We start from the raw sequence: 13,390 nt of genomic DNA, 5'->3' as shown, positions 1-13,390 counted from the left end.
TCCCGAGACTCGTTGCTCAGCTCCCGTACCGCGCCGCTTGCGTTTGCGGCGCGCGCGCCGCCACGTCGGCCAGCCGGGCGCGCGCTTCCTGCACGTCGGCCAGCGTCTCGCCGCCTTGCAGCGCGTCGAGCGCGCCACGCAGCACCGCCACGCATTCGGCATCGAGGGCGGGGTCGTTGCCTTCGAGGCGCAGCAGACTGAGCGCGGCGCGCAGCGCGAGCATCGGCGAGCCCTGGGCTCGCGCGGTCTGCAGCGCCTGCTGCAGCCACGGACGGACGGTGTCGTCGGGATGATGGCCCGCGCGCAGGAAGTCGCCCTTGTGTCGCAGGAACTCGGCTTGCCAGTGGGCATCGCTGCGGCGAGCCGCCACGTGCGCGCCGCGCTCGGCGGCGTGCAGCCCGAGGGCGATGTCGCCGGTGCCGGCGCAGGCTTCCACGAGCAGCCCGAAGAAGATGCCTTCGACGCCGCCCATGATCTCGCTCAGACGGCCGACACTGTCGGTGATGCGCTCGAGTCCGCTCACGTCGCCGCGCGAGGCCAGCGCCCAGCCGCGAATCGTCTGACCGGCGAGCGCCCACAGCGCGACGCCGGTCTCCGTCGCCACTTCCGTGGCTTCGCTCGCCAGGGCTTCGGCGGGGGCCACTTCACGGCGCAAGCGGCGCAGCATCGCCGCGAACACGAGCGCGAACGAGAAGGAGTAGCGCCGGCCCTGCTCGCGGCCCATTGCCAGCGCTTGCTCGCTCGCGGCGAGCGAGGCGTCGTGGCGTCCCGTGAACCAGTACGCCCACGACAGGAACGACAGGCCCGTGATGCGGGCGTCCTCGCCCAGCCCGGTGTCCGCGCTCTCCGGCCGGTAGTGCGACAGTCCGGTCTCCAGCGCGGTGACCGCCCCGGCGAAGTCGCCGTGGCAGCACAGGCTGTTGCCCAGCGCATAGTAGGCGTGGGCGAGCAGCGGCGCGGCGTTGGCCTGTTCGGCAATGTGAATGAGCTTGCGGGCGAGCTCGATGCTGCGCTCGAAGTCGCTCCACGAACTCGAACCGAGCCACAGGCCCCAGTACACCGGGAACAGCGCGACGTCGTCGCCCATGGGCTGGGCGAGCGCGAGCGCCGTCTCGAAGTTGTGCCGAGCCGGTTCCGAGCCATAGCCATGCAATGCAACGAGCGGTACGCCAAGCGCCATGCGCAATTGCAGTTCGCGCTGTGCCGTCTGCGCGATGGTGCCGGTCTGACGCAGCACGTCGAGCGCGCTCTGGTAGTGCGCGCACGCTTCGCGAAACGCCTGGCGTCCCGTCGCATACTCGCCCGCGAGGCGATAGTGTTCGATGGCGGCGTCGGGCTCGTCGGCCTGACGGAAGTGCCAGGCAAGCACTTCGGGTTCGGTCTGCACGGCCGTCTCGTCGTGCTCGCGCATGGCGATCGCGATGCGGCGGTGCGCGTCCTGACGGCGCTCCTGCGGCTGCGCGTCGTAGGCGGCCTTGTGCAGCAGCGCATGACGGAAGACATACCGCCCGTTGTCCTGGCGCTGCACGAGGGCACAGGCGACGAGCGTGTCGAGCGCACGTTCGACGAGCGCCATCGAGCGTCCGCTCGCGCGTGCGAGCACGTCCGCCTGGAATTCGGGCCCGAGGCACGACGCGAAATGGGCGACCGGCTTGGCGCTGCCCGCGGCGTCGATGCGCGCCATCATCAGTTCCTGCAGGCTCGCCGGCATGGGCATGGCGCCGCCGGTGCCGCGCCCGCCTTGTTGCGCCGCCGTCGCGCGCGCAAGTTCCTGGAGGAACAGCGGCACGCCTTCGGCCAGATGCACGATGCGCTCGCGCAGGGCCGCCGGCAGCGCCACACGCGGCGTGGCCGCGCGGACGATCGACGCGGCCGCGCCGGCGTCCAGCGGTGCGAGATCGATGCGTCGCAAGCCCACGGTGTGGCGCCACGGCAGCTCGAATTCCGGTCGCGCGCAAATGAGCAGCAGGCGTCCGCCCGGCGGATTCTCCGCCATGAGCGCGAGCAACTCCTGCGTGGAAGGATCGGCCCAGTGGGCGTCGTCGAGCATCAGCACGCCGCCGTCGGGCAGCAGTGTCGCGAGCAGGCGGGGCGCTTCGTCGAGCACGACCTGCTTCCACGCGTGCGGCACGTTGCCCTCGGCGTGCATGTCGAACAGCTCGCGCAGGCGACGATGCGCGAGCAGGGCGGGTTGCGGCATCTGCGAGGCGTCGGCGGCCGACTGGGCGCGCACCCAGCGGGCGATGGGATGAAACGGTGTGCCCGCGCCATCCTGGGCGCAGGCGAGATCGATCGCGCGCAGACCGCGCGTTTGCACGAAGTGGCGCACCAGCGCCGACTTGCCGATGCCCGCCTCGCCGATCACCAGCGCGAGCACGCCCAGGCCAGTGCTCTCGTCGCGCACGGCGGCATGCGCGGCGGCGAGTTCGGCAAGCGCGCCGTCGCGGCCGAAGAGCATGGCCGCGCGGCGGCGCGAGCGGCGCTCCGGCGTGGGGTCGGGATTGACGCGATGCACCGCGATTTCGCGATTGGCGTGGCGCTCGCGCACGCTGCCGTGCGGCGTGGTGGCGATGGCCACACCGATCAGGCGCTGGGTGGCGTCGCAGATCAGCACTTCGCCCGGCAGCGCCATGTCGGCGAGCTGCGCGGCCGCGCGCGAGACGCGCCCGCCGGTGTCGGGGCTGTCGTCGGCCACCGAGCTGATCACGAGGCCGGTGTGAACGCCCACACCGATGCCAACGCGCGCGGTACTCGCCTGCACGCAGCGCATGGCGGCCTCGACCGCATGCCGTCCCGCGCCTTCGAGCGCGGTGGGATAGCCGAAGTAGCCGAGCAGGCCGCCGGTCGGGGTGCGCACCGTATAGCCCCACGACTGGCGCAGAATCGTTTCGCACTGCACGAGCGGCGGGCGCATCATGCCGGCGAGTTGATCGGGATCGTCGATGCCGTTGGGCGCGAGTTCGATGGCGACCACGGTAAGCTGGCGACGTTCCGGCCCCGCGGCGCGCTGTTCCATGCGTGCGGGCGGCGTTTCGAGCAACTGCCTGAGCGCCTGGCCGGGCGACTCGCCCAGTTCCTCATGGAGAATGTCGCACAGGCGGCGATATTCGGTTTCAGCGTCGTCACGGCGGCCGGCGCGCAGCAGCAGCGCGAGCAGGCAGTGCCAGCCCGATTCGTCGAACGGGGCGAGCGCGACGAGCTGGCGGGCGTGCGCGAGCGCCTGATCGAGATCGCCCAGGCGCGCGTAACCGTCGGCAAGCAGACGCTCGCCGAACACGCGGCGGCGCTGGTATTCGTCGCGCTGCAGTTCGATCCACTGTTCGAGATCGGGCGTGTCACGCACGGAGAGCCCGTGCAGGAACGGCCCCTGGTAGAGCGCGACGGCGTCGGCCAGGTGCTGCAGGTGCGCCGCGAGATCGAGGCCGGTGACGGTGTCGAGCGTGCGGCTGGCCTGCTCGATCATGCTTGCGAAGACATGCGCGTCGATCCACAGGCCGGTCTCCGGGCGCAGCCGCACCACCTGACGGTCGGATTCGAAGAGTTCGTCGCCCAGCGTGTCGCGCAGATGGAAGAGCATGCGCTTGAGCTTGTCGCGCCCGCCCTGACCGTCTTCGTCGGGCCAGAAGAGATCCGCGAGCGCACCGCGCGTGTGATAGCCCGGTTGCAGAGCGAGATACGCGAGCAGGCCGCGCGCTTTCGTGTACTTCACGGCGCACGCCTGTTTGCCTTGTTCGACCCGCATCGGTCCGAGCAGGTAGAGCGATCTGGTGGGTTGCATTGTCCCTGGACGGCCAATAGGCAACGCCGGCGCGCTCGCATGAGAGGGGCGCACCGGCGCTGCCGATTCGATGATGTCGTCGTGCCAGGCCGACGCGTCCGGACGATCCGCTCAGCGCGGCATGTGCTGCGCTCGGGTTCGAACGGCCGGCACTCTGGCACTACGCCAAGGCCGTTCCGGGGGGGCTCCGGCCGAATGCTTTATGAATTGCAGGTCCAAGTATAAACATGTGCATGAATTCCGTCGGAAATACCTGAGAAATTCGCAAGAAATTGTGGGCATTGCGCCCACGCGGCCGCCGTCGCGCGGGAGGCGCCGAATTCCCAGGCGAGCGCCAACTCAGGCCGGCGCCTGCCAGATCGTGGCGTCGGCCGCATCCACGCGCCTGGGCAGCAGGCCGGCCTGCGTGAAGACGTCGGCAATGCGCTGTTGCTCGGCAATCGCTTCGCGCACCACCGGCTGCACGTCGTAGCTGCGGCGGCGGTTGGCGGCCTCCACGGTCGCGGCGTCCAGCCCCCAGATGGGCGCGAGCCGGGCTGCGGCTTCGCGCGGATTGGCGCGCACCCACTGACCGGTTTCCCGCAACGTCCGGTACAGCTCGCGCAGCACGGGGCCATGATCGCGCGCGAATGCCGGCGTGGCGAGGTAGTAGCGCTGATAGCCGGCCAATCCGCGTGCGGTGACGAGCGTGCGCACCTTGTCCTGACGCTCCACGCTCGCGAAGAACGGGTCCCACGTCACCCAGGCGTCGACGTTGCCGCTGGCGAACGCCGCGCGTGCGTCGGCCGGCGTGAGGTACGCCGGCTGCACGTCACCGATACGCAGTCCTACGCTTTGCAGCGCCACGATCAGCAGGTAATGCACACCTGCGCCCTTGGTGACGGCGATGCGCTTGCCCTTGAGGTCGGCGAGCGTGCGGATCGGCGAGGCTTCCGGGACGAGGATTGCCTCGGCGTCCGGCGACGGTGTTTCGCGCGCGACGTAGGCAATGCGCGCGCCGGCCGCTTGCGCGAACACCGGCACGGTGTCGGCGACGTCGGCCGAGAAGTCGATGCTGCCGACGTTGAGCGCTTCGAGCAGCGGCAGCCCGCTCGTGAACTCGTGCCAGGTCAGCGTGACGTCATGCGGGGCGAGCGCCTGCGCCAGCGTGCCGCGCGCCTTCGCGAGGACGATCAGCGTGGACGACTTCTGGTAGCCGATGCGCAAGGTGAGCGGACCGTTCGCCGCGTGCACCGGGGCGCTGCGCGTCACTGCGCCCGCAACGCCCAGCGCATGGGCGCCGCCCGCCAGCGCCGCGACGCCGGCGCGCCGAAGGAACTGCCGGCGACTCGGATGGACGGTGAGGCTCGAGGTGGCGACGGCTACGGTTTGGGAAGCGGGCAGGACGCGGTCGTTCTTGATGGACATGGGGCGGGTGGCAAGGGCGAAGGATGACGGAATCGATGGCGGCGGCCGGCAGGCCGCGATGGCGCTCGGCTCGCGCGAGGCGCGCCTCCCACTTGTATCGCGATGCGCGGCCGGTTCGCCAATAAGCGATTCGCCTTTGCTTATCGCGAGCCGCGTCATATCGGTATGACGTCGTCGCGCGAAGCGGACGGGGAGCAAAGGGGACCGGTGGGCAGGCAAACGGACGAAGGAGGCCCGGCCGCTTTGGGCAATCCAGAGGAATCGTTGGCTGTCGTTGCGCCGGCGGTCCTAGGGGAAACCCGTATTTTCGCGGCAAATCGGGGCCCATCAGCGATTCATGGTCGGCAAATCAAACGTCTTGCTTTCATCGCCTTACTGACGGCTCGCACTGGATTGGTGCGCACGTATTACGCCGTATTACAGGAAATCTGGCGATTTCCCGGCGTTGCCCGCCGATCCCAGCCTTGTAATGAAAATCATTCCTATTTATATTCGCCGCCCATGCCCGAGGCGGGGAGTGTCGTAGCGAAGCGGAAATTGCCATCCCGCCCGGTTCGCACCGTCGCCGGCGCCGCGGACACCGCTTCCCGTGCGTTGTCCGCATTTTCTCTGTCCACGACGCACTTCGAACTCGATCATGATGCAACGCAAGCCGCTCGCTCTCGCCATGATGGCGCTCTTCGCCGCACCTCTGGCCGTCACCTGCGCCACGCCGGCGATGGCGCAAAGCGCCGCGGACGCTTCGTCCCCGAGCGGGACGCAGTCGCCCGCCGCGACCGCGTTGCCGCAAACCGACGTGAGCGGTGCGGCGGTTCGCGACGACTATCAGCGCGACGTGGCCACCGTCGGCGCCAAGGTGCCGACCGCAATTCGCGACATTGCGCAGTCGGTCACGGTGATCGACAAGGCAGTGATGCAGGCACAGGGGGCGACGTCGTTCGCCGACGCGCTGCGCAACTCGCCGGCCATCACGCTCGGCGGCGCCGAGGGCGGCCAGATCGGCAACAACATCAATCTGCGCGGCTTCACGGCGCGCACCGACATCTACCTCGACGGTTTTCGCGATCGTGGCCAGTACTATCGCGACACGTTCTATCTCGACTCGATCGAAGTGCTCGAAGGGCCATCGTCGATGCTCTTCGGCCGCGGCTCGACCGGGGGCGTGATCAACCAGGTGAGCAAGCAGGCAAACCTGAAGCCGCTCAACGAAGTGTCGGGCACGATCGGCACGAACGACCGCTATCGCGGCTCGTTCGACTTGAACCGGCCGCTCTCCGACACGGCGGCGTTTCGCATCAACGGCTTCGCGCAGGACATCCACACCACGCGCGACGTCATGAACAACCAGGACTGGGGCGTCGCGCCCACGCTCAGGCTGGGCATCGGCACGCCGACGCAGATCACGCTCTCGGCGCTCATCGAACACAACCGCGACATGCCGGACTACGGCACGGTCGGCTACAACGGCAGCCCGCTGCCCATCTCGAAGCATCAGTTCTACGGCCTGACCACGGACCGCACGGTGCAGGACGTGATGAGCTTCACGGCGAAGATCGAGCACAAGGTCGACGACACGCTGAAGATCACCAACCAGACGCAATACAGTCGCTATGTGATCGACGCGATCGAGACCTCCGCGCATGCGGTGGGCGTGCCCAACGGGAACGGGGCGAGCGGTTTCACCACGCTGCCCACGGGCCCGACGGCCGGCATTCCGTCGTACTCGCTCGACCAGCTCTGGGTGCAGTTGCAAAGCCACGATCGCAAGCTCACGGACTCCGCGCTGTACAACCAGACGGACGTCGTGAAGTCGTTCGCCACGGGACCGTTGCGGCACACGCTTGTCGCCGGCGCGGAGCTCGGGCGCGACACTTACGAGAACCAGACCTATCTGCGCACCGGAGCGGGCCAGGCGTCGGGCTTCCTGGGCTGGATTCCGGCGGGCAGCACCGCGTACTACGCGAACCTGCCGAACGTGACGACGACCCAGGGCAACTTCGCGCAGGGCACAGCCGAGACGGTGGCGCTCTACGCCAACGACACGATCGAGCTCACCCGGCAGTGGAAGCTCGTAGGCGGGCTGCGCTGGGACCGGTACAAGGCGCAGCTCTCCAACACGATCAGCTCGCCGGGCTACGCCACGCAGACCGTCAACTATACGAGCGTGCGCACCGGCGTGATCTACCAGCCGAGCGAGGCGCAGTCGTATTACTTCTCCTACGGCACGTCGTTCAACCCGTCGCTCGAAGCGCTGACCGTCACCAACAACACGCAGGCCTTGCCGCCCGAGACGAACGAGTCGTTCGAAGTCGGCAGCAAGTGGAATCTGCTCGACGACAATCTCGCGATCAACACGGCCCTGTTCCAGATCACGAAGAACAACGCACGCACGCAGACCGGCACCTCCGGGCAGTACACGAGCGCGGGCAAGGTGCGCGTGCGGGGCGCCGAAGTGAGCGCCACGGGGCACATCACGCCGAACTGGCAGGTGATGGGCGGCTACATGTTCCTGAATTCGCGGGTGCTGCAGGCCAACGACGGCACGCAGGGCAATGTGCTCGCGAACACGCCGAGGCACTCGGTCACGCTCTGGTCGACGTACACGCTCGGTCATTGGGAGGTGGGTGGCGGCATGAACTACATGTCGATGCGCTATGCGGCAAACACCAACCTCATCCGGGTGGGCGGCTACACGCGCTGGGATGCGACCGTGGCCTATCATCAGCCGAAGTACGACATTCGTTTCAACTTGCTCAACGTCTTCGACAAGACATACTTCGACGGCCTGATTCAGTCCGATGGCGGCCGCGCCGCGCCGGGCATCGGACGCACGGCGCTGCTCACGGGAACGTACCGGTTCTGACCCGCGCGGCGGTGCCCGGCCGCCGCGAGGCTTGCTTGATCCAGCGCAGGCCGGCCGCGCCGGCGTTGAACCGGACGCCGGCAAAATAACGCACAATACGAGGCGCGAGCGGGCAGGCGGCCCGACTCGCGCTTCGCTTTTTTTCACGAGGAACGCTCGCCGATGTTGCTGCATATTCCGAATGTCCTCAGCGCCGACCAGGTGCGCTGGGTCCGCGCCAGGCTCGACGGCGCAGGCGACGCGTGGGTCGACGGACTGGCCACGGCCGGCTACCAGGGCGCACCGGTCAAGCAGAACCAGCAGATCGACGAGCGCGCACCGATCGCCCGCGAACTGGGCGACGTGATCCTCGGCGCGCTCGAGCGCAATCCGACATTCATCAGCGCAGCGCTGCCGAACAAGGTCTACGCGCCGATGTTCAACCGCTACGGCGAAGGCATGCACTTCGGCAATCACGTGGACGGGGCGATCCGCCTGCAGCCGGGCAGTGGCATGCGCATTCGCACCGACGTCTCGGCCACGCTCTTTCTGGCCTCGCCCGACGAGTACGACGGTGGCGAGCTCGTGATCGAGGATCAGTACGGCGCGCACCAGGTGAAGCTGCCCGCCGGCGATATGGTGCTGTATCCGGCGACGAGCCTGCACCGCGTCAATCCGATCACGCGCGGCGCGCGCGTGGGGTGCTTCTTCTGGGTGCAAAGCCTGGTGAAGGACGACACGCAGCGCACGCTGCTGTTCGACATGGACAACGCGATCCAGCGCCTGAACACGACCGACGCCGACGAGACGGCGCGCCGCACGCTCATCGGCTGCTATCACAACCTGCTGCGCATCTGGAGCGAGACCTGAGTGGCGCGCAAGGCTGCCCTCCAGGACTCTCACGCTCTCGTAATCTCGTAATCTCGCGAACTAAAAAAACGCCCGGCCCCTGACTGCACCCAGGGGCCGGGCGTTGCACCATGTGCCGGGCGGGGCGCCCGGCAGCGCTGGCCGCGCGCTTATTGCGACTGACCCGTGGCCGGTGCCGCGGGCGGGTTCGGGGCCTGCGACGGCGCGCCCTTGTGCATCTGCCCGCGACGCTGCGCCGCCTTGTCGTGCCAGGCTTTCATCTTGGCCCAGCGCGCCTTGATGGCGTTGCTCACGAGCGTCTTTTGATCGTTGTTCAGGCCGTTGTACACGTTGAGCCACGCGTCTTCGGTCTGGCTGCGCAACTGCCGGTTCTGATCGAACACCTTCTCGCGCGCGGCGCGCATGCCGGCCAGGTCGAGCACTTGCTGGTCCTTCGCCTGCGCGATCATCTGGCGGAATTGCTCGCCGTTCTTGCGCATGGCGTCACGGTTCTGCCTGGACGTGTTCACCGCCTGCTGCCAGGCTTGTTCCTGCTGCGCATCGAGCTTGAGTTCGTCGTGCAGCTTGCGAATGTCACCGAGCCCCCAGGGGCCGTGCTCGCCGCGCATGTGGTGCATGGCGGCGTGAGGACCCGTGGCCGGCGCGGCGGCGTCGGCGGCATGGGCAACGCCGAACATCGAGGTGGCGATGAGGACGGCCGACGCGGCGGCGATCTTCAATTTGCGCATGGTGTTGACTCCTTTTGATGTTGCCGGAATTGGCAGTCTCAGAGTAAGTCATTGCCGCGGCCAACACGTTGCAAAGTGCTACGGCCGTATTACCTGGCGTTACCACAGCGGGAATTCGCAACATCTCGAAACGACTCGGCCCGCCCATGCCGTCGTTCGGCGGGGCGGGCCGTTGTGCCGGACGGCGCGACACGAGGCCCGCCGTTCGGTTCCCGAAATAAATGCCGCCGGCGATCAGTCCCAGGCGCCGCGGCCGCCCGACACACTGTAGCGGCCCGCGCCGAAGAGCATTACGCAAAGGCCTGCGAAGAGGTAGAAGCCCTGGAGTTCGAGCGCCCAGCCGCCGGTCTTCGCCAGATCGCCGAGCTGGTGCAGGTGGACGAGCGAGAACGCGACGAGCATGTTGGCCACGACGAGCAGGCCGCCCAGGCGCGTGAGCACGCCGAGGATGAGCAGCACCGGCGCGAGCACTTCGCCCAGATAGGCGCCGTATGCGAGGAAGCCGGGCAGCCCATGCGAGGTGATCATGCCTTCGATGAAGCCGACGCCATTGATGACTTTGCTCACGCCGTGGAACAGCAGCAGGATACCGAGGGTGAGGCGCAGGATCAGTTTGCCGAGATCGTCTCTGGTGCTCTGCATGGTGATGGCTCCTTCTTGGCTCGCGGGTTCGCGTAAGGGGGCTGACGGATAACGGGGTGGTGCGTCCCGGGTACGGCGCACCGGCCAAATGGGCATCACTGTATCAAATCGTTACGGCGCTGTCTGCGGGGGGACGGCAATCGGGCGTCGGTGTCGTCACAGCGGATGCAGGCCGACGTGCCGGGCAACGTCGGCCCGGAAAAGCGCATTGCGCAAGGCGAAGCGGCCGGCATGCGCGCAGCATCGAGAGAATCGCCAACGCCGGCGCATTCTTCGCGACAAGACGACCGGCAGAATTGCGCGACGACCCTCGAGCCGTCCCCGGGGCCCATGTGCGCGCCGCTCCATGCGGGTGGCGCGCGCGTTTTGGGGCTATCATCGGCGACACGACAAAACAGGAGGACGATCAGGATGGAGTTGGCGCAAGCGCAGAAGATGCTCGAAGAACTCGTGGCCCCGTGGGTGCGGCAGCTTGACCTGCAGGTCGAGGCGGTCGGGCCGGACGAGAGCGAATTGCGGCTGCCGTTCGACGCGGCGTTGAAGCACGGCGGCGGCGTCATCTGCGGACAGGTGTTCATGGCCGTGGCCGACACGGCGATGGTGGTCGCGCTCTCGGCCGCGCTCGGCGGCTTTCGCCCGATGACGACGGTCACGCTGAACACCCACTTCATGCGCCCGGTGAGCGAGGGCGACCTGCGCGTGATTGCGCGCCTGCTTCGTCGCGGCAAGAACCTGGTGTTCGGGGAGATCGAAATCTTCGACGCTTCGGGCAAGATGGCCGTGCACGCGACGACGACTTACGCGCTGCTCTGAACGGAACACGGCGCCTGGCCGATTGCGGGCCGGGCGCGGGGAGGCACCATGTTCGATCAGATCGTATTTGCCGGCGGCGGCAATCGCTGCTGGTGGCAAGCGGGTTTCTGGGAGCGCGTGACGCGCGAAGTCCCGCTGCGCCCGCGCGTCATCGCCGGCATTTCGGCCGGCGCCGCCACGGCGTGCATGCTGCACATGCGCGAGTCCGACTGGGTGATGGCCTACTACCGCAAGGCCCTCGCGGACAATCGCAAGAACGCGTACTGGGGCAACCTGCTGCGCCGTGAGCGCGTGTTTCCCCATTACCGCATTTACCGGCAGGCGTTGCTCGATATCTATGACGGGCAACTGGACAAGCTGGCCGCCGGGCCGGAGATTCGCGTCGGCGTCTCGCACATCCCGCGCTGGCTCGGGCCGCGCACGGCAACGGCGGCCGGGCTCGTGGCGTACAACATCGACAAGCACGTGCGCCGCACGCTGCACCCGACACTCGCGCGGCGGCTCGGCTTTCGTCCCGAATTTGTTCGCGCCCAGGATTGCACGAGTACGGCCGAGCTCGCGGACCTGATGCTGCAGTCGTCGTGTACGCCGCCGTTCACGCCGATCCTGCGACGCGACGGGCGCGCGGTGCTCGATGGCGGCATGGTCGACAATGTCCCTGTCGATGCGCTCGACGCCACGCCCGGACAGGTGCTGGTGCTCGTCACGCGGCGCTATCCGCGCCCGCAGATCTTCACGCGGCATCACGCCGGACAGGACCGGCTGTACGTGCAGCCCTCCGCGCCCGTACCGATTTCCAGCTGGGATTACACGCGCCCGGACATGATGGCCCCGGCCTTTGAGCTGGGCCGCAGGGACGGCGAAGCGTTCCTGCGGCATCTGGACACGATAACGCCGCGGCGAGGCCCGGCGCTCGCGCATGATGCACGCGGCGCCCAAGACTCCCATGACACGCATGACAGCGCATGACAGCGCATGACTTTCGCGGGTGGGGCAGCCGCAGGAGGCGGCCGTCAGGTCCGCGGCCTCAGGCCGGCAGCGCTTACCGCCCGAAGCCGAGCAGCGCGGCCGGGTTCACCACGTGGGCGCGATCGCCGTTCAGGAAATCGACGATGTTCTGGAATGCCACGCGGAAATACAGTTCGTAGCTCTCGCGCTCGACGTAGCCGATGTGCGGCGTGCACACGCAGTTCTCCAGGCGCAGCAACGGGTTGCCTTGCAGGATCGGCTCGCTCTCGAAGACGTCGATCGCGGCCATGCCCGGCCGGCCGCGATTGAGGGCCGTGATCAGCGCATTTTCTTCCACCAGTTCCGCGCGGCTCGTGTTGACGAACAGCGCCGTCGGCTTCATCTGCAGCAGGTCTTCGAGCTTGACGATGTGCCGCGTCTCGTCGTTCAGGCGCAGGTGGAGCGACAACACGTCGCTTTGCGAGAACAGCGCTTCCTTGCTGTCGGCCACGCGCAGGCCGTCGGCCGCAGCCGCTTCGCGCGAGCCCTCGCGGCCCCACACCATGACTTCCATGCCGAACGCCTTGCCATAGCCCGCCACGAGCCGGCCGATCTTGCCGTAGCCCCACAGGCCGAGCGTCTGGCCGCGCAGTACCTGGCCCAGGCCGAAGTTCGGCGGCATGCTCGAGGACTTCAGGCCCGACTGCTGCCATGCGCCGTGCTTGAGGCTGGAGACGTATTGCGGAATGCGGCGCTGGGCGGCCATGATCAACGCCCAGGTAAGTTCCGCGGGCGCCGTGGGCGAGCCCACGCCTTCGAGCACGGCAACGCCGCGCGCGGTGCAGGCGTCGATGTCGATGTGGTTGCCCGCACGGCCGGTCTGACTGATGACGCGCAGGCGAGGCAGTTTGTCGATGAGCTGCGCGGTGATGGCGGTGCGTTCGCGAATGAGGACGAGGACTTCGGCCTCGCCGATGCGGGCGGTCAACTGGCCGACGCCCTTGACCGTGTTGTTGAAGACTTTGACGTCATGGCCGGCTAACAGGGAGAAACAATCGAGCTTGCGAACGGCGTCCTGATAGTCGTCGAGAATGGCAATTTTCATGGCAAAGCGTAATCGGATCGGCGCGACACGAGGACATGCCGCGCAATCGGTACATAAGTCTGAGGCCGCCGCGACGGCGGGCGTACTGGTCGTTGACATGGCCGGTGCGCAGTGGGGCAAACCCCAGCCGACCTTGTTGCGACGCAGCACCGGCGCGGTTTGCGCGGTGGTATGCTGACGCCTCGTTTTGCATAGTATGGCAGGTGTCCTGGCAACCATGGCGAAACCGCCTCAACACGATGGCAAAAAATCGAACC

General features: G+C 67.7%; 9 protein-coding genes. 4 read left to right on the top strand and 5 right to left on the bottom strand.

All coding sequences use genetic code 11. The annotated features are described in order from the left end of the window. Positions 1-16 precede the first annotated feature (16 nt). Positions 17-3,778: an AfsR/SARP family transcriptional regulator gene (locus PNO31109_RS09595; RefSeq protein WP_150555387.1), complete on the bottom strand. Its 3,762-nt coding sequence runs from the start codon at positions 3,776-3,778 to the stop codon at positions 17-19. Positions 3,779-4,117: 339 nt separating this feature from the next. Then, complete coding sequence (locus PNO31109_RS09590) at positions 4,118-5,185, bottom strand: aliphatic sulfonate ABC transporter substrate-binding protein (protein ID WP_150555386.1); 1,068 nt, start codon at positions 5,183-5,185, stop codon at positions 4,118-4,120. A gap of 637 nt (positions 5,186-5,822) precedes the next feature. Here PNO31109_RS09590 and PNO31109_RS09585 point away from each other — a divergent pair. Together PNO31109_RS09585 and PNO31109_RS09580 are read left to right on the top strand one after the other, a co-directional pair. Continuing rightward, the gene (locus tag PNO31109_RS09585; RefSeq protein ID WP_150555385.1) at positions 5,823-8,048 is read left to right on the top strand and encodes a TonB-dependent receptor; all 2,226 of its coding nucleotides are present in this window, start codon (positions 5,823-5,825) and stop codon (positions 8,046-8,048) included. 162 nt (positions 8,049-8,210) lie between these two features. Then, on the top strand, positions 8,211-8,897 hold the full coding sequence (locus tag PNO31109_RS09580; RefSeq protein ID WP_150555384.1) for a Fe2+-dependent dioxygenase: 687 nt from the start codon (positions 8,211-8,213) through the stop codon (positions 8,895-8,897). Between the two features lie 149 nt (positions 8,898-9,046). Here PNO31109_RS09580 and PNO31109_RS09575 read toward each other — a convergent pair whose 3' ends face one another. Next, on the bottom strand, positions 9,047-9,625 hold the full coding sequence (locus tag PNO31109_RS09575; RefSeq protein ID WP_150555383.1) for a Spy/CpxP family protein refolding chaperone: 579 nt from the start codon (positions 9,623-9,625) through the stop codon (positions 9,047-9,049). A gap of 234 nt (positions 9,626-9,859) precedes the next feature. Further along, positions 9,860-10,267, bottom strand: a complete 408-nt coding sequence (locus PNO31109_RS09570) for a DoxX family protein (RefSeq protein ID WP_150555382.1) — start codon at positions 10,265-10,267, stop codon at positions 9,860-9,862. A gap of 411 nt (positions 10,268-10,678) precedes the next feature. Between PNO31109_RS09570 and PNO31109_RS09565 the strand changes: the two genes are divergently transcribed. Then, complete coding sequence (locus PNO31109_RS09565) at positions 10,679-11,080, top strand: PaaI family thioesterase (RefSeq protein ID WP_150555381.1); 402 nt, start codon at positions 10,679-10,681, stop codon at positions 11,078-11,080. Between the two features lie 48 nt (positions 11,081-11,128). Then, a complete protein-coding gene (locus PNO31109_RS09560; RefSeq protein ID WP_241014095.1) occupies positions 11,129-12,049 on the top strand; it encodes a patatin-like phospholipase family protein in 921 nt (306 codons plus the stop codon). Between the two features lie 73 nt (positions 12,050-12,122). Here PNO31109_RS09560 and PNO31109_RS09555 read toward each other — a convergent pair whose 3' ends face one another. Further along, the gene (locus PNO31109_RS09555) at positions 12,123-13,133 is read right to left on the bottom strand and encodes a D-2-hydroxyacid dehydrogenase family protein (protein WP_150555380.1); all 1,011 of its coding nucleotides are present in this window, start codon (positions 13,131-13,133) and stop codon (positions 12,123-12,125) included. Between the last annotated feature and the right edge of the window lie 257 nt (positions 13,134-13,390).

Source organism: Pandoraea nosoerga (genome assembly GCF_902459585.1).
In the GTDB taxonomy this organism is placed as follows: domain Bacteria; phylum Pseudomonadota; class Gammaproteobacteria; order Burkholderiales; family Burkholderiaceae; genus Pandoraea; species Pandoraea nosoerga.
Note: the sequence above shows the minus strand (reverse complement) of the source record. Positions and strands in the feature narration are given on the sequence as shown.